This is a genomic window from Lacticaseibacillus huelsenbergensis (genome assembly GCF_029726355.1).
Classification (GTDB): Bacteria; Bacillota; Bacilli; order Lactobacillales; family Lactobacillaceae; genus Lacticaseibacillus; species Lacticaseibacillus casei.
The window spans coordinates 1,766,173-1,792,571 of sequence record NZ_CP120687.1; the positions used below are offsets into that span (position 1 = coordinate 1,766,173).

26 protein-coding genes and 4 pseudogenes are annotated in these 26,399 nt (G+C 45.9%); 21 read left to right on the forward strand and 9 right to left on the reverse strand.

All coding sequences use genetic code 11. The features are described from left to right. The first annotated feature begins 1 nt into the window (after position 1). From LHUE1_RS08045 to LHUE1_RS08070, 6 genes and pseudogenes are all read left to right on the forward strand, one after another. Positions 2–739, forward strand: coding sequence for a hypothetical protein (locus LHUE1_RS08045; RefSeq protein ID WP_003572217.1), 738 nt, complete (start codon positions 2–4; stop codon positions 737–739). An 11-nt stretch (positions 740–750) separates the two neighbouring features. Further along, the gene (locus LHUE1_RS08050; RefSeq protein WP_010493149.1) at positions 751–1,038 is read left to right on the forward strand and encodes a hypothetical protein; all 288 of its coding nucleotides are present in this window, start codon (positions 751–753) and stop codon (positions 1,036–1,038) included. Positions 1,039–1,107: 69 nt separating this feature from the next. Then, positions 1,108–1,440: a hypothetical protein gene (locus LHUE1_RS08055; protein ID WP_003586929.1), complete on the forward strand. Its 333-nt coding sequence runs from the start codon at positions 1,108–1,110 to the stop codon at positions 1,438–1,440. A 514-nt stretch (positions 1,441–1,954) separates the two neighbouring features. Next, complete coding sequence (locus LHUE1_RS08060; protein ID WP_010493154.1) at positions 1,955–2,398, forward strand: ArpU family phage packaging/lysis transcriptional regulator; 444 nt, start codon at positions 1,955–1,957, stop codon at positions 2,396–2,398. A gap of 512 nt (positions 2,399–2,910) precedes the next feature. After that, positions 2,911–3,564 carry an Ntn hydrolase family protein gene (locus LHUE1_RS08065; RefSeq protein ID WP_003586931.1) on the forward strand — a complete coding sequence of 218 codons (654 nt, stop codon included), beginning with the start codon at positions 2,911–2,913 and terminating at the stop codon, positions 3,562–3,564. Positions 3,565–3,814: 250 nt separating this feature from the next. Next, positions 3,815–4,811, forward strand: a pseudogene (locus LHUE1_RS08070) (IS30 family transposase). A 195-nt stretch (positions 4,812–5,006) separates the two neighbouring features. On the opposite strand, the gene LHUE1_RS08075 reads toward LHUE1_RS08070, so the two are convergent. After that, positions 5,007–5,225, reverse strand: coding sequence for a CsbD family protein (locus LHUE1_RS08075; RefSeq protein WP_003573729.1), 219 nt, complete (start codon positions 5,223–5,225; stop codon positions 5,007–5,009). Positions 5,226–5,647: 422 nt separating this feature from the next. On the opposite strand from LHUE1_RS08075, the gene LHUE1_RS08080 reads away from it, so the two are divergent. From LHUE1_RS08080 to LHUE1_RS08100, 6 genes are all read left to right on the forward strand, one after another. Further along, positions 5,648–6,622, forward strand: a complete 975-nt coding sequence (locus tag LHUE1_RS08080; RefSeq protein WP_016363326.1) for a GcrA family cell cycle regulator — start codon at positions 5,648–5,650, stop codon at positions 6,620–6,622. A 38-nt stretch (positions 6,623–6,660) separates the two neighbouring features. Then, positions 6,661–6,864, forward strand: a complete 204-nt coding sequence (locus LHUE1_RS14425) for a hypothetical protein (RefSeq protein WP_016363325.1) — start codon at positions 6,661–6,663, stop codon at positions 6,862–6,864. Further along, on the forward strand, positions 6,851–7,186 hold the full coding sequence (locus LHUE1_RS08085) for a thioredoxin domain-containing protein (protein ID WP_010493173.1): 336 nt from the start codon (positions 6,851–6,853) through the stop codon (positions 7,184–7,186). The genes LHUE1_RS14425 and LHUE1_RS08085 overlap by 14 nt, the downstream gene beginning before the upstream one ends. 182 nt (positions 7,187–7,368) lie before the next feature. Next, complete coding sequence (locus LHUE1_RS08090) at positions 7,369–7,680, forward strand: transposase (RefSeq protein WP_003582149.1); 312 nt, start codon at positions 7,369–7,371, stop codon at positions 7,678–7,680. Between the two features lie 29 nt (positions 7,681–7,709). Continuing rightward, complete coding sequence (locus LHUE1_RS08095; protein ID WP_003582147.1) at positions 7,710–8,438, forward strand: helix-turn-helix domain-containing protein; 729 nt, start codon at positions 7,710–7,712, stop codon at positions 8,436–8,438. Continuing rightward, complete coding sequence (locus LHUE1_RS08100; RefSeq protein WP_012491054.1) at positions 8,435–9,313, forward strand: IS3 family transposase; 879 nt, start codon at positions 8,435–8,437, stop codon at positions 9,311–9,313. The genes LHUE1_RS08095 and LHUE1_RS08100 overlap by 4 nt, the downstream gene beginning before the upstream one ends. A 9-nt stretch (positions 9,314–9,322) precedes the next feature. Here LHUE1_RS08100 and LHUE1_RS08105 read toward each other — a convergent pair whose 3' ends face one another. Next, complete coding sequence (locus tag LHUE1_RS08105) at positions 9,323–9,631, reverse strand: transposase (protein WP_279280234.1); 309 nt, start codon at positions 9,629–9,631, stop codon at positions 9,323–9,325. A gap of 63 nt (positions 9,632–9,694) precedes the next feature. Here LHUE1_RS08105 and LHUE1_RS08110 point away from each other — a divergent pair. Further along, positions 9,695–9,988, forward strand: a pseudogene (locus LHUE1_RS08110) (IS30 family transposase); the annotation flags it as partial. Positions 9,989–10,153: 165 nt separating this feature from the next. On the opposite strand, the gene LHUE1_RS08115 reads toward LHUE1_RS08110, so the two are convergent. Beyond that, complete coding sequence (locus LHUE1_RS08115) at positions 10,154–10,303, reverse strand: hypothetical protein (protein WP_003582468.1); 150 nt, start codon at positions 10,301–10,303, stop codon at positions 10,154–10,156. Between the two features lie 354 nt (positions 10,304–10,657). On the opposite strand from LHUE1_RS08115, the gene LHUE1_RS08120 reads away from it, so the two are divergent. Further along, complete coding sequence (locus LHUE1_RS08120; protein ID WP_056995917.1) at positions 10,658–10,969, forward strand: hypothetical protein; 312 nt, start codon at positions 10,658–10,660, stop codon at positions 10,967–10,969. Positions 10,970–11,042: 73 nt separating this feature from the next. Here LHUE1_RS08120 and LHUE1_RS08125 read toward each other — a convergent pair whose 3' ends face one another. The 5 genes from LHUE1_RS08125 to LHUE1_RS14365 all read right to left on the reverse strand — a co-directional run bounded on the left by LHUE1_RS08125 (position 11,043) and on the right by LHUE1_RS14365 (position 14,979). Continuing rightward, on the reverse strand, positions 11,043–11,591 hold the full coding sequence (locus tag LHUE1_RS08125; RefSeq protein WP_003582473.1) for a ferritin-like domain-containing protein: 549 nt from the start codon (positions 11,589–11,591) through the stop codon (positions 11,043–11,045). 9 nt (positions 11,592–11,600) lie between these two features. Beyond that, positions 11,601–11,822: a heavy-metal-associated domain-containing protein gene (locus tag LHUE1_RS08130; protein WP_003582479.1), complete on the reverse strand. Its 222-nt coding sequence runs from the start codon at positions 11,820–11,822 to the stop codon at positions 11,601–11,603. Between the two features lie 41 nt (positions 11,823–11,863). Beyond that, positions 11,864–13,762 carry a heavy metal translocating P-type ATPase gene (locus LHUE1_RS08135; RefSeq protein ID WP_016377436.1) on the reverse strand — a complete coding sequence of 633 codons (1,899 nt, stop codon included), beginning with the start codon at positions 13,760–13,762 and terminating at the stop codon, positions 11,864–11,866. A gap of 205 nt (positions 13,763–13,967) precedes the next feature. After that, a protein-coding gene (locus LHUE1_RS08140; protein WP_279280235.1) for an IS5 family transposase occupies positions 13,968–14,755 on the reverse strand; the annotation gives its coding sequence in 2 pieces (ribosomal slippage) (positions 13,968–14,497 and positions 14,497–14,755; 789 coding nt in all). Positions 14,756–14,793: 38 nt separating this feature from the next. Then, entirely contained in the window at positions 14,794–14,979 is a 186-nt protein-coding gene (locus LHUE1_RS14365) for an ATP-binding cassette domain-containing protein (protein ID WP_080687497.1), read from the reverse strand. A gap of 86 nt (positions 14,980–15,065) precedes the next feature. Between LHUE1_RS14365 and LHUE1_RS08145 the strand changes: the two genes are divergently transcribed. From LHUE1_RS08145 to pglX, 7 genes and pseudogenes are all read left to right on the forward strand, one after another. Further along, positions 15,066–15,317: an IS3 family transposase gene (locus tag LHUE1_RS08145; RefSeq protein ID WP_002816285.1), complete on the forward strand. Its 252-nt coding sequence runs from the start codon at positions 15,066–15,068 to the stop codon at positions 15,315–15,317. Between the two features lie 55 nt (positions 15,318–15,372). Continuing rightward, a complete protein-coding gene (locus LHUE1_RS08150; protein WP_003680802.1) occupies positions 15,373–16,212 on the forward strand; it encodes an IS3 family transposase in 840 nt (279 codons plus the stop codon). Positions 16,213–16,346: 134 nt separating this feature from the next. After that, a pseudogene (locus LHUE1_RS08155) lies at positions 16,347–16,526 on the forward strand (transposase); the annotation flags it as partial. Between the two features lie 117 nt (positions 16,527–16,643). Further along, positions 16,644–17,243 (forward strand): BrxA family protein, encoded by a 600-nt coding sequence (locus LHUE1_RS08160; protein WP_019900165.1) that lies wholly within the window; start codon positions 16,644–16,646, stop codon positions 17,241–17,243. Further along, complete coding sequence (locus LHUE1_RS08165) at positions 17,243–17,824, forward strand: DUF1788 domain-containing protein (RefSeq protein ID WP_019900164.1); 582 nt, start codon at positions 17,243–17,245, stop codon at positions 17,822–17,824. Before LHUE1_RS08160 ends, LHUE1_RS08165 begins: the two co-directional genes overlap by 1 nt. An 11-nt stretch (positions 17,825–17,835) precedes the next feature. Then, a complete protein-coding gene (gene brxC / locus LHUE1_RS08170; RefSeq protein ID WP_279280236.1) occupies positions 17,836–21,561 on the forward strand; it encodes a BREX system P-loop protein BrxC in 3,726 nt (1,241 codons plus the stop codon). 52 nt (positions 21,562–21,613) lie between these two features. Then, complete coding sequence (pglX, locus tag LHUE1_RS08175; protein WP_279280237.1) at positions 21,614–25,261, forward strand: BREX-1 system adenine-specific DNA-methyltransferase PglX; 3,648 nt, start codon at positions 21,614–21,616, stop codon at positions 25,259–25,261. Positions 25,262–25,318: 57 nt separating this feature from the next. Here pglX and LHUE1_RS08180 read toward each other — a convergent pair. Beyond that, positions 25,319–26,398, reverse strand: a pseudogene (locus LHUE1_RS08180) (tyrosine-type recombinase/integrase). Between the last annotated feature and the right edge of the window lies 1 nt (position 26,399).

A 26,399-nucleotide genomic window follows, 5' to 3' on the forward strand; every position in this document is an offset into this window, starting at 1 on the left:
TATGACAACAGAAGCAGATGCACTTAAATTCACAGCAGAACAGGCAGTTACTGCAAATGGTAAACGAATTATCGAAACAAAAAATCGTCAATTTTTGATTAATGGTAACGGTGATATAAGGGAATTTAGACCAAATGATGGAGCAAACGAAGCGTTACAAGTTCACACATTGACTGCAGTTGTCGATTATATCGGGAAGGTCAGCGAACGTTCTGCCAGTCCCTTAATTGTGCAAGTAGTCGATGAGAACAGCGTATTCGTATTAGGAGAGCTCGATGATTTTGGCAACCGGGAAGTCTTGATCAAGGCCAAGGCAATGCATCCCTGCTACCCATACGGTCAATGGCTGGATTCGGAATCATTCATCATCGCACTGCAGGCACAATTCATGACCACTGAGGATGGCAAAGTGTTGCTTAAATTTGTTGGTAATCTTAAAGACGAATCTGCACAGACGATGGTTGATGACGGTGTAAGCCAAGTTGCAACCGCACGCAGTGGTGTGGCATCCGTTGGCAAGGTAGTTGTCCCGAATCCAATCTCACTACGGCCATATCGTACATTTCTGGAAGTTGAGCAACAGGAAAGTGATTTTGTCTTTCGGATGCATGAAGGTCCAAAATTGGCGCTCTTTAGTGCTGACGGTGATGCGTGGCGGAACACAGCAATTGATCTTGTTGCCGAATACCTTAGTGAGAAGCTTGTAAAATTTAGCAAGCACGTGACAGTACTTGCGTAAGGAGACATAACATGGCTAATAAAGTGGAAAGGGAGTCGAATTCGACCCCCTTAACCAAGAAACAGAAAAGCTGTCAGTATTGCCAAGAGCCGCATAAACCTATTGAAGCAGAAGATGGTAGTTTTCTGCGAATAGGTATGTCTGGTGGGAACTGTTGGGACGGAGTTCATCCTGAAAAAATAAATGGTGCGGCAATACACACCTGCACCGCAGTCGGATTTGATAATGCTGAGGTTGATGAACCGATTGCAATCAATTATTGTCCGATGTGCGGACGTAGGCTGGAAGCAAAGCAATGATTGCCGTCATCTTGCTCATCGCAGTTGCTTCAATATGGGCGTGGGCTAACTGGGAAAGAGGAAAATGAAATGAATTCGTTATTAATAAAGCTACTTATTTGCGCGGTTATTACTGTAGTCATATGTGCATACTTCTTTTGGCTGCTTTTTGATCATTTTGTTAGCAATAGGCGCAGCAAGACGGTTCAAATTGGCAGCACGGTCTTCATCGTCAGAATTGGCAAAAAGCAATATGTATCTTACTTCAGCAAATGTAGCAAGGAATTTAAGACATCAAGCGAAATTGATTCATCTAAACTATTTGTGCTAAGGCATGACGCTGAAGCTGCTGCAGAAGTTTCTGGCGGGATTGTATTAACCTTGCCAATCAACATTGACGATCCAAACGAACTTAAATATTAGCAGGAATAATCCTGATTCAATGTAAATAAAAAGCGCGCCTGATGAGGGACGCGCTGGAGGCCAGACGTACGATTGAGAGTAAATGAAATCAAAGATTAGGAGTTGGCCTCCAATGACAGTATAGCAAACGCACATGTTGAAAGTACATTTAAAAGCATCAAAAAAGCGCGCCGGGTGTTGACGCGCTCTGGAGGCCAAACGTACACGTGATTGATAGCAAATGGAATCATTTAAAAGGAGTTGGCCTCCGTATGCAGTATACCAAAAAGCGCGTCACATAAGCAACGCGCGGGAGGTGCTTGAATCAGATTGTTCCCCCAACTTATAAGGTTAACACGCATAAGAAAGCATCTCCAAAGGTAGTATAGCAAAAGTCGCCCTGGATTAACAGGACGACTCAGTCTAACAAATCGAATTATTTGAACAGCAGGTATATCACAAAAAACAAAAGCGCACCACGAAGGCACGCTTATCCTACAAACCCAACCAAATCATACCATAAGGAGTGGACGCAGTGGTGCGAGCAACGAGATATTTTAGCCCAATTGATCATGATAAAACAATTGAAAACGCCAAAGAGGTCTTGGGGAACTACTGGCATCACAAGCGGCTCGCTCAACGCACCAAAATAGCGCTCAGAAGTCCCGTGATGGACGGCATGCCTAAGTCACCTAGCTATGGAAATAAAGCCGAGGACAAGCTCGTATCGCACGCTGACGAGCTGTACTATATAGCGTGCTGTGAAGGCGCTATTGAATCTATAGAGAATGAAGACTACCGGATCATTTTAGTTGAGAGCTATCTGACTCCAAAGACGACACGTAAATCCAGCCTTCAGTTAGCCGCTCACTTGCATGTTGACCGAACGACCCTTTGGCGACAAACACAAGAAGCTCTCTATGCTTTTGCTGAAATATGTCCGCTAGTGAAACTAGATGCAACATCCGTGCAACAATGATGCAACAAAAAACACGCTTTTCTGCCTTATTATGTTATTGTGCCAAAGGTGAGAAACCTGAGACACCGCTTTTTTCCTCCGAGCCTCAGTGATGATAAAGCTGTGGCAAGGCGTGGCAAATGGACTGGCTGAGATAGTCAGGCGGGTTCGATTCCCGCATGCCACATTGCCAAACTAAGGCGTAAAATCTGAACTTTGGCAACCCGACCTGATAAAGAAGTGCCGCTTAAAATATCAGGAGGTGCGTTAAAAGACTAATGCTAGGATACCCAAATGTGTGATATGGCATTTGTCGTCTATGTCTAGCGGCTTGGCATAGAACGAGGCCGAAGAAACGAGATGTTGTGGGACCAAATCCCACCGGCCTCATTGTCCAGTTTAGCGACCGGACACAGCTTGCGATGACCCCATCTGACACTGTGAGAGCGAGCAGCAGACATATGAAGCACAGATATCACCTCAATGTAGTATTCCAGTTCACGCTGGGGTACTATTTTTTGAGGTGATTAGAAATGAGCTTTATTTCTGGATTTTTGACTAAAGACTTTTGCTCAATTGTGGCAGATAGAAGAATGTCTCAAGGAGCAAAAACGGTTGGGGAAAACTATAAAAAATTTATGTTAGCCGAATCAAACATTTTGATTGCAACTACAGGAAACGCTCAAGTTGCTGACATAATAAAGGACTTCATAAAGCGATTACATGTTCAAAGCAACGGAGCTCAGTTAAACTGGCAACTTTACGTAAATGTGATCCAACAGTTTGTTAAGGAAACGTTAAAGGAGGCAAAAGACATAGATGGAAATTGTGTAAATCAAATTGTTGTTATTTGCGGAGTTAATGGTAACAAAATCATGGCTTTGGCATTTGGACAAACTGACGCAGGTTATATTCAACGTGAGTACTTGCCTGAGGAAAATGAGCAAAAGTTCTTTACTATGACTCCTCCAGGTGTGAATCCAGATGCCGTCACTAAGGAGTTCATCTCGATTACCAACAAAATCGAGATTAGAACATATAGTGACATAGTTATAGTTCAAAGCAAATTGCAAGATTATGTGGCAGAAATCGATTCGGGAAAATCAGTTAATACACATAAGATGGGGATGGGGGCGAGGATAGACGGAATCAACGGAAGATTTAAAGAATGGTCCTCTGGTAATTAAACTACCCGAGTTTTTAGACTCGGCCGGGGATCAATGCCCAGAGATTTCGGGTGGGAAAGTTGATATTATTTGGCTTTGACGCTTCGGCGTCTTTTTATTTACACGAGCACTCCGCCAAACGGTGAGGTGCTATTTTTATGCGACGGATTTACAATTCAAGTGCAACAAACTAGTCAAATAGAAAAGACTCATAGCCTGAGTCCTTGTAAAATGGAATCACCATAAGACCAACTACAAGGAGAACTCGACTATGAGTCCGTACACCCATCTTACCTTAAAAGACCGTGAATCGATACTGCTTGGTATCTCTACAGGCAAAACTCTTGATACCATCGCCAAAGAGATAGGTCGTTCCAAGAGTACAGTCAGCCGTGAAATTGCACGTAACGGCGGCTGGCGGAGCTATTCGGCAGCCACCGCTCAGGACCGCTACCGGCGGGTTCGCTTGGCTAGCAGGCGTCCTCGGATCCTCGATCGACCGGGGACTCGTGACGCTGTCATTCGATATATCACGGTGCTACATTGGTCGCCTGAGCAGATTGCCGGTCGCTTGTCACTAGAAGGCAGTCCTATTCGCATCAGCTATTCGACTATCTACAGATGTATCTACCTAGATAATCTCGGCGTTCCATTGAAGAGCCATGGTGCTCGCGGGCTACCAAGGCTGCTTCGACACCGAGGCAAGACGCGCAAAATCAAAGGCACCATAAATGAACGCCGGGGGCGCTTCAATGACGTGCCATCAATTCACGACCGACCCCGGTCGGCAGAAAATCGCAGCTGGTTTGGTCACTGGGAAGGCGATACAGTACGCGGTAAAACAGGACACTCTGCATTAGTAACATTAGTTGACCGTAAATCACGCTATCTGCTTTCGAAGCGAACGGCCAACGCAAAAGCTGACACTGTTAGAGACGTCATGATTGAGCTGCTTGGTGCCTTACCAGCTAACCGAGTAAGAACAGTGACTCCTGACCGTGGAAGGGAGTTTGCCCGGTACAGGGAGCTGGCAGAACGCCTGAATACAAAGGTCTTCTTTCCTGACCCACACGCGCCTCAACAACGAGGAACTAACGAAAACACCAGGACTGATTAGAGAATACTTTCCCAAGAACACAGACCTAGACCTTCAGAGCGACCAGGAAATTGAGACTTACATTGAACAACTGAATAATCGACCACGCAAGGTCTTAGGCTGGAAGACGCCATCAGAAGTCTTCATGGGTAAAAAGTTGCACTTGAGTTGACAATTCGTCGCAACAAAAAACCTCCAGCTACCCAGGCTGAAGGCATGCATGAGGGAAGTAAATGTGATTGCAAGGGTGGCTTGCCTTGCACGATCAGTATAGCAGATGAGTTTATCAAATACGTAAAGCTCTGGTACCGGATTTGTACAGGTTTAAAAAAGCAACAAAAAAGCCGACACTTTGCCGGCCAGTTAATTAGTCTTTTTTATCTGTGCTGAGCTTGCTTTTCACATCATCTACTGTGTCTTTAACAGCATCTTTGGCATCATCAAGCTTTTCCTTGGCTTTACCAAGTATGCCTTCTGCTTTGCCCTGTGTTTCGCGAGCTTTATCACCTGTTACTTTGCCTTCAACTTCTTTTGCTTTACCGGAGATCTTGTCCTTGGTGCTGTCGACTTTACCATCTAAACTCATAGATATTACCTCCTTTTAACATCAATTATCATATAAGCTTATACAAAGTGCAACAAAAAAGCCCTCAGAGACCAGTCCAAGGGCCAAAAGGATGAAAAAACGAAACGTATGTGTGAATAGTAGCAATTGACTTGGAGGAGAACGGCTACTGCTCACGACTACATAATAGCACATTCCTTGTATAAGTATACTAAAAAAGCCCTCGGTTGGGGGCCGAGAGCTAGAAGATTAGGGTAGTACCGAGGAGTGAAAATGAGTATTTATCTGGAACAATTTAATTTTAGCTTATTGAAATCTTTTAAGCAACAAAAAAGCTCTCGGGGCCGAATCCGAGAGCCACAGGAACAACGGAAGTTCTTTATCAGAAAGTAGAGCAGCGTCATCAAACTGCTCACGGCCATTATATTTCGGGAGGCGAGTAGATGCAATGGACAGATGAACAGATCGGTGACATTAGGAAGCTCGCCTCTGAAGGCTTTACAAGACGCGAGACAGCCGACAAACTTGGAATTAGCTATGATGCGCTTCAGGGAAAAGCAAGACGGCTTGGGATCGAGTTCCAGAAGCCACTGAAAAATGAATACGATTCAGACGGCACAAATAGGGAGACACCGTCCGCTGACAGAAAAGTCGCTCTTAATGCTGATGGTAGTCAAACAGTCACGGCCTTAATGAGACTCAAGCATGAGCCAAATAAAGACCCACGAACTTTGATGGAGTTGTGTGGATACGATCCTGATAAGTTCGAGATGGTCTTAGGCGACTACAAAGTGTATGAGCAGCATAGTACCGAAGACGGCACAGTTCCGCAGTATAGCATTCATATTCGCGTAAAGCCGAAACAAGGCTTATCGATAAATGAAATGGCTGAAGCGTTCAACGACAAAATCATTCCGGTCAATTACGGCATGAAGAAATCGGGCGATCGCAACTTAGTCATCCCATTGCCTGACCTGCATTTTGGCTGGACAACATTCGCCGATCTAAAAGACATGGTGAGTCAACTTAGAGAGATAATCATGGACGGCTACAACGAGATTGTGATCGAGCAATTGGGAGATCTATTCCATAGTGATCAGATTCATGTAACACAAACGGTTAGAGGAACGCAACTAGATCACGCAAACATGCGTCAGGCATTCCATGATGCTGTGAAGTTGTTTGATCAGATTATTCCGCTGGCAATTGAATATAGCAATCACGTCTCAATCAAGAGCGTGTTCGGTAACCATTCAGGTGATCTCGAATACGCTTTTCTTTATGCACTGATAGATCGCTATCCACAAGTACACGTTGATCTCAATGACAGCAATTTGGCAACCGACTGGCGCTGTGCATACTTGCTAGGGCATGTTGGCATTATGCTCGCACACGGAGATGTAGCCAAGAACAACTGACAGGACTTTTTCCATTTGAGTACAAAAAGATATTCAATATGGCAAAAACATACGAACTTCACTCAGGCCACTATCATAGCGAGCGGTTTAAAGATGATCGTGGCATTATGTGGCGCCAGCTTGGAACAGCAAAGCCAAATGATCCCTATGAGATTAAGAATGGCTTCACCACGGGCAAACATCTGCTGTATGCGTTCGTTTATGACGACACGCGATTGAGGTGTACTTATGAACTCAACTAATGCGATGAAGCGAGTCGGGTACGGATATGTAAGCCACACAGAGCAAGCAATCATTGAGAAACTATCGAGAGAAGAGAAACACATGCAAGCAATCATCTACACAAAGCCACACTGCCAAAAGTGTCGGCGAACAGTATTCAAGCTGTCACGAGTCATGCCAGTGCAAACCATCACAGCAGACGCGGACGACTACGAGCGGTTCCGCAAGCTAGGCTATCGTTCAATGCCAGTCGTAACAATCTACGAAGCAGACGGCACACACGATGAATGGTGCGATTTAAGGGTTGATAAGATCAAGCAGTACACGGAGGGAAACATATGAACGGAAAATTAATTTACTTGGTTGATAAGGATGAGTATATATTCATAACAACTATTAATTGGCAAGAATGTCAATGGTCCGGACAAAAATTGTCCGGTTCTGCCGAATGCGTATGGTGGCTCCTATGCTGTAATTACGGACAAAAATAGTTTGTGCGATAATTGACAGATGAGGAATATTTTATGACCAATACAGCTATTCGCTACACCCCCGAATTTAAGCAAACCTTGATTGATCTTCATGAAAAAGGACACTCATTCAAAGAACTACATGAAGAATACGGTCCTTCCTTAGACACTATTCGCAAATGGGTTCAGGCGGCCACTGTCATTGCCATTGATCATCAAGGTACTGCTGTGACCAACGAACAGTTCAAGCAACTTCAAAAAGAAAATCGCCGTTTGAGGGAAGAACTCGATATTTTAAAACGAGCGGCGGTGTTGCTGGCAAAGCGTTGGATATACTCCTTCTTGGGTAGACAAGCAAATAATTAAAGCTTGTCTTCCTAGGGAGGAGTTTTTGTATGGGCCGAAAGGGTTCCAGATACACGCTGGAGGAGAAATTATTCTATATTGGTCTGGTTCGTGAGGGTGGCTGGGCACCTTGGGCTGTCCAGCGAGAATATGGTGTTAGGCATAATCAGGTTCGACAATGGCTTGAACGCTTTGAAGCAACCGGTGTAGACGGCCTCAAACCCAGAAGCGTTCATCAGAAGTATGCTGAGGAGTTCAAATTAGAGATTGTTCAGAAATATCTTGCGGGGCATACATCGTACCCAGTACTAGCCCGAGAATATGGTATCCCCGACAATAGCGTTATTGTTCGGTGGGTTTCCCTGTATACTAGTGGTCAACCATTACAAACCACTGGGAGGGCCAGACCAATGAAGGACGGACGCAAAACCACACAGATTGAACGTATCGAGATTGCACAATGGACCATTGCCAATGACTACAACTACGGCGCAGCGATGCAGCAATTCAAGATCTCCTACGGGCAGGTATACGCCTGGGTCAAGAAGTTCAAGCAAGGCGGCGAATCTGCCTTGGAAGATCGGCGTGGCAAGGCCAAGAAAGACAATGGGCAACTGACTGAGATCGAGCGTCTGAAGCTCGAAAATAAGCGACTACAAGCGCGACTGGTCCATGTGTCAACGGAGGCGGCAGTACTAAAAAAACTCCAGGAATTGGAAAGAAGGAATGCCGGTCAGACGAACAATATCAGACCATTCAACAACTTGCACAAGAAGTGAACCCAGACGCAGGCAAGCTCTACGGTATTAGCAAGGCTTGCCGGATGATGGGCGTCTCAAGAGCAGCCTACTACAAGTGGACACATCGTAAAGTGACCGTCCATGAGCAGGAGAATCAGGCCATCCGGGACTACATCATTGAGCTCGAAGAGAAGAATCACTACGTCTTCGGCGTTAAACGGCTCATGACGTACATCAACGCGGAGACGCAATACCACGTGAGTCACGGCCGAGTTCGCCGAATCATGCGGTTGGCAGGTATCCGCGCCTCCATTCGTGTGGCAAAGCGTGACCGTCAAGTGGAGAAGAAGGCGTTTCTCCTCGTCAATAAGCTCTACACCGTCAACATGGGGCACGCCTTCCACCCAGTCGCTCCTAACGTAGTCTGGGTGACCGACTGCTCAGAGATCACCTACGGCAAGGACAACAAACAGAGGCTACGGCTAAGCGCCGTAAAGGATCTTCATGACCACAGCGTGATTGCTTGGTGCGTAGCACCGACAGAGACGGCTGATTTGGCTACTAAAACAATGAAACTGGCCATCGAGAATAACGATGGTATCAAGCCTGATACCGTACACAGTGATCAGGGCACGGCTTATACAAGTAGCACCTATAACACGTTCCTGGCGGGCGAAGGTATCACGCACAGCATGTCACGACCCGGGACACCAGGTGATAACAGCCCGATGGAGAGCTTGTGGAGTCACCTCAAGATCGAGAGATTTTCCTTTGAGCACTGCTTATCGGAACTAGAAATGATGAAGCGTATTGAGGCGGCAATCAACTGGTATAACAACGAACGCCGCCAAGAAACACTAAACGGCATGACCCCGATGACATACCGGAATCATGCCGTAAAGAAAACTGCATAGGCACTTTAATTATTTTACCTGTCTACTTGACGCGGACCAGCGCCAACGCTTTGCCAGCAACACCGCCGCTCGTTTTAAAATATCGAGTTCTTCCCTCAAACGGCGATTTTCTTTTTGAAGTTGCTTGAACTGTTCGTTGGTCACAGCAGTACCTTGATGATCAATGGCAATGACAGTGGCCGCCTGAACCCATTTGCGAATAGTGTCTAAGGAAGGACCGTATTCTTCATGTAGTTCTTTGAATGAGTGTCCTTTTTCATGAATATCAATCAAGGTTTGCTTAAATTCGGGGGTGTAGCGAATAGCTGTATTGGTCATAAAATATTCCTCATCTGTCAATTATCGCACAAACTATTTTTGTCCGTAATTACAGCATAGGAGCCGGTTCGATCAGTGACGGTTGATCACGGTAAAGAGTTTTCCTGCGATCAGGCGCTTACAAAGCGCTATCGGATACCGGTTTACTTTTGCCACGCCTATCACCCGAATGAACGGGGCACAAATGAACGGTTCAATCGAGAACTTCGCTACTATTTCCCGAAGGGAACACAGTTTGATCAGGTTTCAGAGGCCAATATTCAACGAGCCACAGCGCTTATCAATAACAAACCCAGAAAATGTCTTCATTGGCAAACACCCTGGCAAGCAGCGAGCAAGTCTCTTTCTAGCTGGTAACTTTATTATTGCAATCTAGGACCAGCATAAGTTTGAGTTTTAAAATCAACATTTTGAACTGAAGCATTAACATCAGGAATAGTTGCAAGTTCTTTTTTAGTTGCTAAGAATTTAGTTGGATCAGAAATTGCAATTGGATAACTACCAGCTCCCGTTGAAACTTGCTTAGAAGCTGTCTAAAATCTCATCACGAATATGACCGGCCCCCTTCGGGGTGTTTGTTACTTCACCTTGGAAACACACTTGCTTATTTGAATCCATTCCACAATAATCAAGCTTCAATTTTGAAACATCAATACCAACATTCAAGTTCATTGATTCAGACCTCCTTTCCGTTCTTATTTTGGATAGGCTTGGGTGCTGTGTGATACTCCCTAATTATGAATCTTCAGAACATCCTCGCAATTTATGAGTAGACAAGTCATCCAATGACTAGCTGCTTGATAGAACGCGAGCTATCAAAATCATCAGCTAACACTACAGCTTGTGGTTTGAACTTAAACAATTCATCTGGGCGGCATTCTTAAAATGTAGATAAACTACAGGAGGCGAAAGCCTATACCAGTTGGATCCGAATCCAATGAACAATTAGAGAATATCACACAGCATCCAAACAGCGAAGCTGGTCAATACTTGAATACATTTTTAATAATACGAGGAGTGGTAAAAATGAGAACTCGGCGGATAATGCTGACTAGTGCGATCATCATCTGCGTCCTGTTAATATTTGTCTCAATCAATGTTGCACTCATCGGCTTGACCCTGGTATTGTCGTGGACAAGCTATCAGCTGCTGATCAAAAAAGACTATACGCTGCTGCAGACTAGCATATTTCAAAACGTCTCACTTAGGATGCCTGATTTTGACAAATTAAGTCAGGAACAAATTTCAACCTATCAGCGGACAGCTTATCGGGTTGGCTGGTGGATCCTGGCAAGTACGATTGCCTGTGTTATTGTGCTGATTTGTTTGAATCTTTGAATTCGAAAAAATGATATTAAAAAAGTTCCGAAGCAAAATTGCTTCGGAACTTTTTTCGTGTATCTATTGAGGATTAATCTTCGTCGTCTTCCTCATCCAAGCCTTCTCGTGGTGTCTTACCAAGCAAGGCCTGCAGAGTAGCGATGTTGTGGTTGTTATCTTGCAGCAGGCCAACCAAATGTTGTGCCAAGACTGGACGGTCTTCTTTTTCAGCCAGCTTAATTGCCCGGGTGACAAACATGTTCTCAGTGTCATAGTCGTGGACGAAGTCGTTGACCAGCCACTCTACAGATTCATATTTGTTCTGGCCGTTTTCTTCCAGCATGGTGTACTCTGTGAATTCCTTTTGGGTACTTGGCGTAATTAAGGCCTCATCGATTAAGACCGTGCCCAAGGCATCCTTTTGGTCGTACGCCTGCTTAAGTAAGTCGCCGAATAGGACTTTCAGCTGTTGGGCCGACATTCCCTTCACATACCATTTTGCCATCTGGAGTTTGTTGGATAAAACTTCCAAATTGGCAACGATGTGGCCGGTCATCGCACCAGCCGTTGGGGTATGGTGGTCGATATCTGCTTGCTTAACTTCTGCTTCAAATAATTTTTCGGGGGTTGCTGTTGTCATATTCTTCACCTATTTCACTTTCATTGATTGAACTTCATAGCCTAAATCAGTTACCGTGTCTGACAATTTGTCTGCGGAAATTTTATCGCCGTCAAAATCAGTTTTGACTTTGGCCGCATTGAACAAGACTTTGACGTTTTCCACACCATCCTGCTTTTCAAGTGCGCCCTTGATCTTTTGCATGCATGACGGGCATGACAGCGCGTCTAATTGTAAAATTGCTTTACTCATATTGATAACCTCCATCTCATTTACTGTTTTAATGATAAATCCTATTCGCCAACCGATAATTGATCTGGATCAAGTTTGGCAGCTTTTGGCTGATAATTAATTAATCGCATTGCGTTGAAGATGACAACCAGGATACTGGCTTCATGGACAAACATTCCGCTGGCCATGTAAATAAAGCCGAGAATCAAGCCAATCAGGAGGGCGACAACCGTCGCAATGGCGATGAAAATGTTCTCCTTGGTGTTGATGACCGTTTTTTTGGAAAGTCCATATGCATGGATCAATTCATTGAATCCTGATGACATCAAGACGACATCAGAGGTTTCAACCGCCACGTCGGTTCCACTTCCCATGGCAATCCCGATGTCAGCCGTCACTAATGACGGACTGTCGTTGATGCCGTCGCCGACAAAGGCAACCTTGTGGCCTTCCTGCTGGAATTGTTTAACGTATTCGACTTTTTGTTCCGGCAAAAGTTCTGCGTGGACTTCGTCAATGCCGATTTGTTCTGCAACGGCATTGGCTGTCTGCAGGTTATCACCGGTCAGCATAACCGTCTTCTTGATGCCGAGTGACTTGAGTGTCGCCAGGCTTTGCTTAACGCCTTGACGAATCACATCCGAGATACCAAGAATGGCTTGAATTTGCCCGTCGAAGGCAACGATAACTGTTGAACTGCCTTCGCCTTGGATGTTTTCCAAGTCTTGACGTTGTTCAGACGTCAAATCAACATTTTCATCGTTCATCATTCTCAAATTACCAATTAAAACATTTTTACCGTTGGCAGTTGCCTTAACGCCACGGCCTTTGACTGTGTCAGCATCGGCAACTTGAACGTCCTCAAACGGAATATGATGATCACCTGAGAATTTAACAACTGCTTGTGCCAATGGATGATCCGACTGCTTTTCAACGGCTGTGGCAATTTGCAAGGCCAACTGGTCTCTTGAGTAATCTTTGAACTGAGTAACCGCCGTTTTCCCTTCAGTCAGGGTCCCGGTCTTATCGAATACCAACGTGTCGACATTGGCAAAGGTGTTCATCACTTCACCGCCCTTGATCAAGACACCGTTTTTCGCACCATTACCGATTCCAGCCACGTTTGAAACCGGGGCGCCGATGACCAAGGCCCCAGGGCAACCCAGAACCAAGACGGTAATCGCTAATCGGAAATCTTTGGTAATCAAACCCACAATCAGTGCAATGATCAAAACTGCCGGAGTGTAATAAGTCGCAAATTTGTCAATAAACTTTTCTGCTGGCGACTTGGTGTCTTGAGCATCCTCAACCAGTTCAACAATTTTGCCAAACGTGGTGTCGTCGCCAACCTTGGTTGCCCGAACTTTAAGTGTTCCGTTGTCTAGGATGGTGCCAGAGAATACCTGATCGCCAGTGCCCTTAGTGACTAATTTTGATTCACCAGTAATACTGGCTTCGTTGATATGACCGAATCCATCCACAATTTCACCGTCAACCGGAATCTGACCGCCGGCTTTGACCAAGACGACGTCGTCAACGTCGACAAAGTCAACATCAGTCTCCTCAGTATTGCCGTCATCGTCCACAACCATCGCCGTTGTCGGTGCCATTTCCGTCAAGTTTTTAATTGAGTGGCGGGTTTTAGCCAACGTTTTGTCTTCCAAAAACGTTCCAAATAAGAACAAGAAAGTGACGATTGCTGATTCATTGTACTCACCAATGATGAAAGCGCCAATCACAGCAATACTGACAAGTAATTCGATGCTGATCGTTTTAAATCGGAGTGCGGAAACTGCCCGAAGAACGATCGGCACAGCTGAGATAATTGAAGCGGCGATGAATGAAACCGTGTAGACCATATCGCTGTCAACAACTTTCCCCAGCAAGCCTACGCCAATCAGTATTGCCGTTATCAATGTAATTTGATTTGTGTGTTGATTAATATATCTTTGAAATTTCATAATCCCCGATCCATTTCTTAATTGATGTCTTTAGTATATGGTGGTTCGACCGATAAAGAATTGACGTGGATCAAGTTTGAAATTTTTGTTTGGGTAATTAATGGCGAATATTTTCTTGGATTTTTGGGTGGTTCGCGATAATGGCGTTTCCAGAGAGCATATGGATCGTTAAATTTTCAGCGATCGAACTCTTCTTAGAAGCTGTCTAAAATCTCTTAAGTAATAGTGCTAAAAACGCTAAAACGACCATTTGCAGACTGGTGGTTAATTGACGCTCACAATTTTTCCAAAGTCGCCGACAATTCTCTAGCCAATTAAAAGATCGTTCGACTACCCAACGTTGGGGCATGACTTCGAATCGATGCAACTCATTGCGCTTCGCAACCTGCACGGTTGCGTTTAAATTACTGGCTACATCGAGCTGAAAATTAACGCCTGAATAACCACCATCAACTAAGACATTTTGAACCTGGCGTAAATGCATGGCATGTAAAGCGATCATGGCACTGGCCCCGTCTCGATCAGAGACGTTCGCTCGCGTCATGTGAATGGCCTGCGGAAAGCCATTGATATCAACTGCCAGATGGCGCTTAATCCCCGAGATTTTCTTACCAGCGTCGTAACCTTTGTTTTCAGCAGTAGCGGTGTTTTTGACGCTCTGAGCGTCAACGATAATAAAGGAAGTTAAAGCTGAACGTCCTTGGTAAGTTCGCCGAGCAATGACAATTTTTTTAAAACTTGTTCCAATAAAGAATCAGCCGTAGGCTCAGCTTTAGTTGACCAAATTTTGTAATAGTTGTAAACTGACCGCCATTCTGGGAAATCACCGGGGACTTGACGCCATTGGCAACCGGTTTTCAAGACATATAGGACCGCACAGAAGACCTCGTAGAGGTCATATTTTCGAGGCTTAGTTCGCTTACGAAAATTTTCTAAAGCTGGTCGAATTAATTCAAATTGTTGCCGAGTAATATTGCTGGGATAATTTTTCATAGCTTAAACTCGCTTTTTACATAGAAGTATATCAAAAATCATAGATCTTGGACAGCTTCTAAAAATTGAGTAAGACAGCTCTTACTGGTTACATCTAATCCGACTGTTGGTTCATCGAGTACTAAAAGATCGGGTGTTTTTAGTAAACAAATAAGAATGGATATTTTTTTTTGCTGACCTGTAGAAAGGTCGCCTACTTTACTGTTCAGAAATTTATGTACCAAATACTAGGATAGGAGCAGATTCCTGAGACAACTTTTAAGAGAGGGTATAATGAATAAATCATCTCTCAAAAGGAAGGAATTTTTACATGCCAACTCGTTACGACAAAGAATTCAAACAAAACATTATCAACCTATATAAGCAAGGCGAATCAGCTGCCCAACTGGCCAGAGAATATGGCATTGGCTATTCAACAGTTCATAAGTGGATCCAGGGCCAGGCCAAAACTCAATCCGGTAAATCGCCAGACGAAATCAAAGCGATGGAAAAGCGACTGGCTTCGCTGTCTGAGGAGAACGAAATCCTAAAAAAAGCCCTGGGCTTCCTTGCGCAGAAGTAACCAATATCTTTGATTACATTCACCAAGAAAGCCATCACCACCAGGTAACCAAGATGTGCCGAATCCTCGGTGTTTCCAGAGCTCAGTATTATCGTTATCGATCCCCAAACCTTCAAAACGCCGGGCCGAAGATGCGGGCTTGAAACAACGGATTCTGCGGATCTTTGCGGAATTTAAGCAGCGATACGGTGTTATGAAGATCCACCATGAATTGAATCTGGAACTTCAACCACTGCAGCTTCGGTGCAGTCCACGACGGATTTCCCGGCTCATGAAGGAACTGGATATCCACTCCGTTACCGTCAATAAGTGGAAAGCGGCTTCGGCTTCCAAAACCAAGGTTGAACAGCGTCCCAACTTGCTTAAGCAGGATTTCTCGACCACTGGTTTAAATCAAAAATGGACCGCTGATATGACGTATATTCAAACGAAGCGTAATGGCTGGTGTTACTTATCAACCATCATGGACCTGCACTCACGACGGATTATCGGCTATTCGTTCTCAAAAAAGATGGCTACTGATTTAGTCTTAAAGACCCTTGAAAGCGCGGTTAAAAATCGAACCATTACTGGGGACCTGATTATCCATACGGATTTAGGATCACAGTATACCAGCGATGATTACAATCAACGTTTAACTGAGCTACATATCCGCCACTCATACAGCCGTAAGGGTTGTCCGTATGATAATGCGCCAATGGAATCCTTTCACGCTTCCCTCAAAAAGGAATGTGTTTATCCAGTGCCGGTCTTTGAAGATTATGAAACTGCCGCTGCCGTCCTTTTTGAATATGTGCATGCTTTCTACAATAGGAAGAGAATTCATAGTTCACTGGGCTACCAGACCCCCTTACAAGTTGAAATTGCAACACTTACGAGCCAAATGGCCGCCTGATTTAATGCTTTCCAGGGTTCAAATAAGTTATTAATCGCGATTAATGATTTATTTGAGCTGTGGAAGGTAAACGCGGTCTTGAATGTCTCTTAAAATCTGTCTCAAATATTGACTTCAATCCAGCTAAGACGACGGTAGCTAAACGCAACGAGTTGCATATGTTCACGGTGTTACCGCAACGATGGATCGTTGAACGTTCATGGCGTTGGCTAGACAAATGTCGGCGACTTTGGAAAAACTGTGAACGTGCCCTTAACAGCAGTCTTCAAATGGTTGTATTGGCCTTCCTGAAGATAGTTCTTAAAAGATACTAGACAGGTTCTTAGCCGTCCATCTGGTATACTAAGTCCAAACGAGTAAAATGTATTTTGACACACATGTAAACGATTCACAAGTGACTTTTTCACATTTCACAAGCAAGGAAGGTAGACATGAAACGAATATCGGCCGGAGCGGTTAAATTCCAGTTTTGGTTCACAGAATTTGTTCAAGCAATGGGTATGGCTAACGATAACGATGATTTCACGGTGTTGCGCCAACAGATCCTGGCAGAGAATACGTTCCATGCCTCCTCCCATGCCCGGCTGATCACCACGACCGGTGTGGTTTTACGGCGCGTGGGCTCACTCACGCCAGCGATGCGGGCACTCTTTGATCAGCTCGATCCAGTCAATCAGCGCATTATGAATCTTATCGCCATCATGAATACGGAGCAGTTGATGTATGCCTTCATGTATGACGTCTTCCGTCCGGAACTAATCCTGGGTGACCGGCAGATTGAAGCTTACGAAATGGCAGCTTTTTTTAAGAAACTGCCGTTGACGCATAAAGAGGCTGCCCATTGGACCGAGGAAACATTGAGGAGACTGCAGTCCACTGTGGCGCAGTATCTGCGCCGGGCCCAAATCGTTAAGGACTACAAGGACACACTGGTGATTGAAAACTATTTGCTCGATGAGCGCTTGGCAGACCGGCTGCGCGAAGAAAACCACTTGGATTACTTAGCAATCCTGACGGGGAGGACGTCGTAATGGTACCACTGAAGAAGAAGTTTCAGGACTTGCGGGAAAAGATCCAAACGCAGTCATTTCAAGAGAATCGGGGCCTGTCGAACGAGGTTGGTTACTATATTTTCGACTATGATCCCGAGAAAGAACTATATGTCCGCGGCGAAATTGGCGATATTATCCGCCAAGAAAAAGCGGCGCCTACGGGTGTCACCATTCAAGTGTTCAACCTGTTCACCATCATGTTGACGATTGTTGATCAGTTCGGCTACCGGGAAGCATTCATTGATCTGGAAAAAAGTAATGGTATCACCCAAGTGATTGACTGGATGAACAACATCATGGAGATGAACGAGGAACATAACCTAGTGGTGCAGTATATCAGCGACCATTTGAACAAAGATGGTCCCACCATCGTGTTCATTACCGGTGTTGGGCAGGTTTATCCAATTATCCGGGCCCACAAGGTGTTGAACACCATGACCCAGGTCATTGACCAAATTCCGGTCATGATGTTCTATCCAGGTAATTACAACAGTGTGCGGTTGCAGGCCTTCGGGGAGCTGCAGGAAGACAACTACTACCGCGCGTTTCATTTCGAATAGGGGAGATAACAATGCAAATACGCGACTTATTTGTTAAACCGATTGATCGAAATATCCAAGGCGTCATCAAGGTTGGCCAGGATGCAGACGCTAACGTGAAGCAAGAACTGGACGAGTACGTTGTTACCCGAGAATTGAAAGGCCACTTTGATGACTTCTTTGCGGCCTATGAGAAAAGCATCAACCATGATACTGATGAAATGGGGGTCTGGATCTCCGGTTTCTTCGGTTCTGGTAAATCACACTTTCTGAAGATCCTTTCCTATCTGTTGGAGGATCGGAAAGTTGACGGCAAGAGCGCCATTGATTATTTCAAAGAGAAAATCAATGACCAGATGACGATCAACCGTATTGAGCTGGCTGCGCAACAGCCAACCGACGTGGTGCTGTTCAATATTGATTCCAAAGCTAAGACTGGTGCCAAGTCAGATGACAATACCATCATCAATGTTTTCCTGCAAGTGTTTAACGAAATGCAGGGCTTTTCGAGCACCAATTTTTGGATTGCTGAAATGGAGCGCCAACTAGTTGCGCAGGGTAAGTACGACGCCTTTAAGGACAAGTTCACGGAGTTGGATAACACTCACATGGATTGGACGGTTGGTCGGGATCATGCCATTTTCAAGAAAGGCACGATCAAAGATGCCCTAGTGCAAGTCGATGCATACAGTGAAGAGGATGCCCAGGGCTTGATGGATCAATTGACGACATCTTATCAAGTCAGTATTGAGGACTTCTCTAAACTGGTGGCCGCCTATATCAAGAAGACCGGTAAGCGGGTCGTTTTCCTGGTGGATGAAGTCGGCCAGTTTGTTGGAGAAAGTACCCAGCGGATGCTTAACCTGCAAACCGTCGTTGAGGACTTGGGGGCAGCTACCCATGGTAAGGCTTGGGTAGTTGTTACTTCCCAGCAGGCTATTGATACTATTACGGACAAAATCAGCGGTCAGGACTTTTCCAAGATTCAAGGCCGGTTTGCGACCAAGATCAGCATGAGTTCGGCCAACGTGGACGAAGTCATTCGCAAGCGGCTGTTGGCAAAGACAGAGCCGGCTACAACACAACTTGCGGCAGACTACGAGGCTAACGCAGCCGCAATCAATAACATGATTGATTTTGACGATGGCGTGGATCGGCCTAAGTTCCGTTCAGGGGAAGATTTTGCGGCGACGTATCCGTTCGTTCCGTATCAGTTTAACTTGCTGCAAAATGTGCTTACAGCGGTCCGGACCCACGGCTCTGATGGTAAGCACTTGTCTGAAGGTGCACGGTCGATGCTGTCCCTGTTCCAGGAATCTGTGGAAGCTATCATGGACCAGCAGGATACGGCACTGGTGCCATTCAGCTTGTTCTTTGAAGGCCTGCGCCAGTTCTTGGACCACACCCATAGCATCGTGATTGCCCACGCGGTGGACAACGACACCGTTGATCCCACCCATGAAGAAGATAACTTCAACGTCCAAGTACTGAAAGCACTGTTCATGGTCAAGTACTTGAAAGACTTTGACGCGACGCTGAACAACATCGTGACGTTGATGATTGACTCAGTGGATACTGATCGGGTTGAATTGCAGAAAAAGGTCCAGAATGCGTTAGCCATTCTGCGGCAGCAACGGTTTGTCGAGAAAAACTTGGATAACTACGAATTCTTGACCGATGCGGAACAGGAAGTCAACCAGGCCATCAGCCGGGAAGAGGTTCTGTCAGGCGAGTTGGAAGATCGGATGGGCAACTTCATTTTTGATCCGAAGACCGGCATGACCAATAAGTACACTTACCCCAAGCTGAAAGGCCGTTACAATTTCACGTTGAATCAATACGTGGATGAAACTCCCCAGGGCCGGACCAACAATGACATGACGATCCAAGTCATCACGTCTTTGGATGGCGCCAATAATCGGAATGAAGCCAACCTGCTGCTTCTGTCCATGGATCCGTCTAAACATAAGATCGTGGTTGATCTGCCGAGCACGGACGACTACCTCGGCGACTTGCGGCGGGCGGAGCAGATTGGGAAATTTGTCATGCTTGGCAACGCCCATGCCGACGCTCGGTTCAACTTTATCAAGGAACAGCGGACTGCTGAACGGCAGCAGCTGTTAGTCAAGGCACGGGAGCGGATTATGACGGCTTTGGAACAAGCAGACGTTTATGTTGCCGGACATAAGATTGAGGGCGGCAAAGACTTCCAGGGGCGCTTCACAGATGGTTTGAAGATGTTGGTGGATGATACGTATCGCAGTTTAGGACTCATTGATGCGGCCAAGTCGTCGTCAGATATTACGCAAATCCTGGATCAGGATAATGAGTTGGCAGTATCCACGCAGGAAAACGAGCGCGCGGTCCAAGCAGTGTACAGCTGGCTCCAGCGGACGATGCAAAAGGACAAGCATGTGACGTTGCAAGCCATCTTAAACAACTTCAAGGCCATTCCCTATGGCTATATTGAGGACGACATCGAATGGCTGGTGGCCAAGCTGCTGGCGGATGGCAAGATTCAAGCTAATCTACAGGATCAAGTACTTTCTCCGGTCAATCTGGCGTACAGGTCTCAGGATATTGCCAATTTCCTGACCAAGAAGCAATACGCAGAACAGATTTCAATTCAGGTGAAGAAAGACATCAATCCGTGTTACCTGCGGGAAATGAAGGACGTCGCCGATCAGGTCTTCAATAAGCGGTCATTCAGTGCAGCTCAGCCGGATCTGATGGTGGCTGAATTGAAGGAGAAGATTGCCAAGGACAATGGGACGCTGAAGTTCTTTGATCAAAAGAATAGTTCCTTCCCGGGCCATGAACTGCTCAAAAAAGGCAGCAAAATGTTCAGTGAATTACTGGCCATTAATGATGCGGAAACTTTCTACGACAAGATCCATACTCGTTATGATGATTTGCTGCAGTGGGCGGATGACATGAGCGACAAGGGTATCATGGATTTCTATTTCAGCGATCAGCAGCAGACAATTTGGACGCGGGGATTGGATGATATTGCGCGGTACAAGGCATCCCATGACTTCTTCACCAGCACGGCTTTGGCCGAGGACTACCAGCAGCTGAACAAACTGCTGAATGAGGACCGAGCTGGACGTGTTATCCAAGAAATTGATGGTGTTCATCAGAAGTTTGTGGATACCTTTGCCAAGATTATGGACGATCACCAGAAACAAGTGACCGACAAAATCCAAGCAGTCAATGAAAAGGCCAAACAGCGGATTAACGATTCTTCCACCGGAGATGACTTCAAACAGCAACGGCTGGCGACGTTGACGGAGCAGATCAAGCGAATTATGACCGAGGCTGAGGAAGCGCCAGATCTGACGCGCTTAGAGGCCAAACCGGCAGCAGCTGATGCGGTGTTAAGGCGCATTACGCAGAGCTTGGAAAATGAGGAGCAGCGACTAGCAGAAGAACAGAAGCTGGCTGAGAAAGAGCGGCTGGAAGAACTCGCTCGGAAGAAAGCGGCCGAGGTGGAGAAAGTATCCCCGAAGCCGAGTTCAGACGAGGAATCCATTAAGCTTGTGGATCCGCTTCCTGCTCCTGGCCCCAATCCGGCGCCTCAACCAGAACCTGCAGCGCCTGTTGTTATTCAAACTAAGTATCTTGAAGCCGATCAACTCCCCATTGAACGGGAATGGTCCATTTCCTCTGAAGATGACGTAAACCGGTATGTTGAGAAGCTTCGGCAGGCATTGCTGGATCAAGTTAAAGAAAACCAGATCACGAAGTTTACCCTCTAGCAGACAATAACGGCTATTCGTGGGAGTGGCCGTTATTTTGAAAGGAATCGCAATGGATAAAAAGAAGATTCATGATTTCGCGGTGAAAGCCCGCCGCGAGCTCATCGAGAGTGTTGAGTTAAAGCTGACCCAAGTGGGGATCACCAGAGACGGTGTAAAAGAGAAACTGCCAACATCGACGGCTGAGATTGCCTTCTATGTGCCAAACGACACGGAAGGGGTCAGTGGGCGGGATACGTCGCGCCGGGTCAGCTTAGTTCAGCGGTTGCAGACCGCGGCAGCCAAGGATGATTGGCATACCGCCTATGATAATCTCGTGGAAGAAGCGTCATACACCTGGTTCAACCGGATCATCGCATTACGATTCATGGAAGTGAACCATTATTTGCCAAGCCGGGTTGCCGTGCTTTCTTCCGAAGAAGGACGGGCAGAACCGGATATTTTGGCGCATGCACTGGAAATTGAAGACGATCTTGGCGGCTTTTCTGATGAGCAGCGAGATCTCATTCAACATGCGCAAGAAACTCAAGAGCCAGCGGCGATGGATAATGCGTATCGACTACTGTTTTTGAAGCAGGCCAATGCCTTGAACGCCAATTTACCCCATTTGTTTGAGAAAACAACTGATGCCTTCCAATTATTGTTCACTCCCAGCTATCAGAACGGGGTGATTAAGGAGCTTGTAACTGAAGTGCCGCGGGATGATTTTGATGTGGAGAAGGAGGGGCAGGTCGAGATCATTGGGTGGTTGTACCAATACTATAATGAAGAGCCCAAAGACATTGCCTTTAAGAAAAGTAAGTACGCGGCATCAGATATTCCAGCCGTCACTCAGTTGTTCACACCAGATTGGATCGTCAAGTACTTGGTTGAAAATTCGCTCGGCCGCTATTGGATCGATGTGCTCCATACACGCGGTGATCAACGGTCTGAACAGGATATTGCCCAGAGTTTCGGTTGGCGATATTTCATGTCCGCTGCTCAGCAAACTGAGGATGTTCAGCAACAACTATTGGCTTTCAATAGTCATCTGTCAGGCAAGAAGCTTCAACAGATCACCTTTTTAGATCCTGCCATGGGTTCTGGCCACATCCTGATCTATGCATTCGATGTCTTCATGCAGTTATATCAAAGTGAAGGCTATTCAGCACGAGAGGCTGCCAATAGCATTGTTGCCAACAACCTGTTTGGTCTAGACATTGATCGGCGTGCCTACCAGCTCGCCTACTTTGCAGTGATGATGAAGCTCCGGCAATACGACCGGCGCGCACTGAATCAATCCATTGATCCGCAACTGTCGGATATTCCGCAAACTAATATTCTCAATGATGATCTCAACGAGTTAACCAGAGCCTATGCTAATCAGTTGCCACAGCAACAAGCCAAGTCCTTTCAGGGCACAGTGAAGGAGTTCAACCGGGGCGATGTTCTCGGCTCCTTGATCAAGCCTAGCCTCGATCAAGGAATACTATCTGAACTCCAAACGAGTGCAGCCACAGAGCCAGAATCAGCACAGCTTTCCTTTGCGACGACAAATTTCAATTTTGAAGAGATGTCCCGCATCACCCGTGTGCTTACTATCTTGGCTGCCCAGTACACAATCGTAGTAACAAATCCACCCTATATGGGGTCTGGCAAAATGACACCGAGCCTTTCAAAGTTTGTCAAAAGGGAGTATCCAGACAGTAAAGCAGATTTATTTGCTGTCTTTATGGAATTGGCACAGAAGTTGAATGTCCAAAATGGATATCACGCACTTATTACCCAGCACCAGTGGATGTTCCTGTCTAGTTTTGAAAAACTACGGGTTAAGCTCCGTAAGAATGTGCTCATCAATATGGCTCACTTGGGTACCCGTGCGTTTGAAGAAATTGGGGGCGAAGTGGTCCAATCAACTGCGTTCGTGATGAGAAATGCGTCTATACCGAGTTATGTCGGCACATACGAGAGATTGGTGAATGCTCCTTCTCAAACGGCTAAAGAGGACGCGTATTTGGAAATGGTGAAAGATCCCTCCTGCAAGGGTCTCTATCGAACTAACCAAACGAACTTCGGAAAGATTCCCGGAAGCCCAATCGCATATTGGAGTAGCATGAATCTCATACATGACTTTGAGGTTGGGACTCCAATGTCAGAAATCGTTGACCCGAGACAGGGCCTAGCAACTGCGGACAATGATCGATTCTTACGGCAGTGGTTTGAGGTTGCGTACCAAACAATAAAGTTTGATGCTAAATCAATCGATGAATCGATCTCATCAAACAAAAAATGGTTTCCATATAACAAAGGTGGTTCCTATCGTAAATGGTACGGTAACTATGATTATGTTATTAACTGGCATAACAATGGTGAAGAAGTCCGTAACTTTAAGTTTCCAAATGGTAAGCAACGTTCAGTAGTAAGAAACCCCAATTATTACTTCCGTGAAGCGATTACTTGGTCGCTCATAACAAGCGGAGGATTCAGTATCAGATATCGAGAACCTGGCAGTATCCATGATGTATCAGGGATGTCAGCATTCTCTAACGATCACAATCAACTGATGCGTATTATGGCACTATTAAACTCGCCAGTTGGAGAACATTGCTTCAAGATGCTAAACCCTACAATCAATTTGCAGGTTGGCAATGTTACAGTATTCCCGGTCTTGCATAGCGCAATCGAGGCTCCAACTTGGGACTCACTTATTCAAAACTCAGTCAAACTAACAAAGCAAGACTGGAATAGTGAAGAGCAGCGTTGGGGATTCTGGACGTTACCAGTTCTCATCCACATCGCTGAGCATAATCGAAATTGGACCGTGGAAGCAGCTTTCAATCAGTGGAAACAAGAAGCCCAAGATCGGTTCGATCAACTGAAGAAGAACGAAGAAGAGCTGAACAAGATCTTTATTGATCTGTACGGCTTGCAGGACGAGTTGTCACCAGAAGAGTCTGACAAAGAAGTTTCGGTACGTAATAAGGCAGATCTAGGACGGGACATCCGCGCCTTCATGTCCTACTTTATTGGAGTCACATTTGGCCGGTACTCGCTAGATACGCCAGGATTGGCATTTGCTGGTGGCGATTGGGATGCTTCGAAGTACACGAGCTATCAACCCAATGCGAATGATGTGATTGTGCTGACTGACTCTGATTATTTTGGCGATGACCGAGATATCATGCACCGCTTCCGGGAGTTTTTGACGGTTACTTTTGGCAAAGAACACTTGGAAGAGAATCTCACGTTCATTGCCAAGGCACTGGGTAAAGCGGGCGACACAGCAGAAGATCAAATTCGGAGTTATCTGTTCAACGACTTCTACAAGAACCATCTGACTATCTATCAGAAACGACCGATCTATTGGCAACTGGACTCCGGTCGGCAAGGTGGCTTCAAAGCATTGATGTACCTGCATCGGTACGACGGCGACACGATGGCGATGATTCGCACGTCGTATTTACACACCCTGCAGGCTGCTTATGAAAAGCGGGTGACCACGTTGGACACCTTCATCGCCTCAGAGACCAACACGCGCCAGAAGAACCAGTTGATTAAACAGCGGGACCACACCCGCAAACAGTTAGAAGAATTGGTGAAGTATGACGCTCAACTCCAACACGTCGCCAACATGCATATTGCGATTGATCTGGATGACGGCGTCGTGGTGAACCACCAGAAAGTACAAGCAGACGTCAAGCTATTGACGCCCATAAAATAGATATTTTCCCCTCTAGAATTGATCTGGAGGGGATTTTTGTGCCAATAGATGTGCCAATTATGCGTTCTCGAGAATTGCCAGGATTTTATCGGTATCTTTTGCCTCCAATTCCTTGATAATGTGCAGGTATGTAGATTGGGTAGTCGTAATGCTACTGTGGCCGAGGCGCTTAGAGACAGAAAGGACACTCACACCTTGGTAAAGGAGAACTGAGGCATGGGTGTGGCGGAGACCGTGGAATGTTACCCGAGGCAATCACAGTGTACGCAATTTATTAGTCAATACTTGGTTGATTTCAGCGCTGACCATGGCATGCCCGTTGATCAAGAAGAGCGGAGCATTCGGTGATGTGGGGTGGTTCTCCACGAAGACGCGCAGGCGGTGCAAGGAAATTGAATCAAGCGGTAATTTTCGCATTGACGCCTTGTTTTTCGTCTTCTTAAAGCCGGCGTGGTATTTGTAGTCCCAGGTTTTATTAACATCAACGGTACCTTCTTGCCAATTGATGTCGCTAGTGGTCACTCCCAAAATCTCCGCATATCGCATGCCGGTAACAGCAGCCAAGTAAATCATCATCTCGGGAATTTGATCCGGGTCTAGATGGTGAATCAGCTTTTGCCATTCACCGTAATCCAACGCTTTTTTTGGCCGGTGTACTGCCACCCCTGTGACGACGGCCTTACGTGTTGGATCGTTGGAAATGATGTGCTCATCCAGGGCATCAAGCAGTGCCGCCCTGATCTGCTTATGGAATGCAGATACAGTGCGCGGCGCATGATCCCGAGCAAAGACGTTCAGCCGTTCTTGGTAAACTGTTCGGGTAATATCCTTCAGCGGCATTTTGCCGAAGATCTTGCGGATGTGGTTCAGCGTGTTTTCGTACTTGACGAAAGTGACGTTAGTTACAGAGTTCCGCTTATAGAGATTTATCCAGCGTTCGAAATAGATGCTCAGTGGAATTTCGCCCGCCTTGAACTGGCGTACATCAGCATAGAGCGACTTCACCTGACTAGCTGCCAACTCCGCATCAGACTTGAGGCGAAAGCCAGACTTTCGTAATTTTTTGTAGGCGCCATCCAGATCCTTGTACGAAATCTCGTACTGCCACACCTTACCTCTTTTTCGGTAACTGACCATG